Genomic DNA, 834 nt, shown 5'->3' with positions numbered 1-834 from the left:
GATCCCATGCGCTAACTCAAAACTTTTATTCATGCAGGTACTCTCGATATTCTTAGCTTCACATCAATTTTTGGTAGCACTACCTCGCGAGAAATAGCCCAAATATAAGCGATCATTTCTCTGGCGATGGCCGTAACGACCACATTACGATGTTTGCCTTTATGCATGAGTCGTTGATAGCGTCGGCACAACCTCAGTTGAGCTTGCCTAGCCATATCAATAATTTCTTTGCTTAACCCTTCTTGTCTTAATTGCATTTCTTTTGAAATATTGGCGTTGTGTTTATACGAATGGCACCTTCGACCGGTAGTCGTCTTGCACGGCTGTTACCGCATTTGGTAATAGCCCCTAAATGGCGTTTATCGCCACTTGAATGTTCGCTTGGTACAAGACCAAGGTAACTCATTAATTTTCTGGGATGGTCGAACCGTGATAAGTCACCTAGTTCGGCAATCACGCCTGTGGCGACTAATAACCTCACACCACGGAGCGCCTGTATCGCTTTAACTACGGGATAAAATCGCCAACGCTTCACTTGATGGGTTAATTCATTATCCAGCCTTTTTAAGCGTTTTAACCTTTCGGTAATGGTTAAAACCGCTTCTTGCAAAACAATTTGCTGACAAGGATGAGGTAATACTAATTCAGCGAGCCAACGCAAATACTGTAATGACCAGTTATCTTTTATTTTGCTGTTAATGTTGTTACGTAACAACAATGCTTTAAGTTGATATTTAGCCTCTTTTAAGTCTTTCATGCCTGTTTCTCGTGCTCGGGATAAATCACGTTCGGCTTCATCTTCGGGCTCAGGGACATAGATAGATGTTAAGTCTT

General features: G+C 42.1%; 1 pseudogene. It reads right to left on the bottom strand.

From position 1 onward, the window contains the following. Positions 1 to 29 precede the first annotated feature (29 nt). Positions 30 to 834: pseudogene (locus H4J67_RS19935) on the bottom strand (IS110 family transposase); the annotation flags it as partial.

Source organism: Colwellia sp. BRX10-4, assembly GCF_014077465.1.
Classification (GTDB): Bacteria; Pseudomonadota; Gammaproteobacteria; order Enterobacterales; family Alteromonadaceae; genus Colwellia_A.
This window is presented reverse-complemented; position numbering and strand designations above follow the sequence as displayed.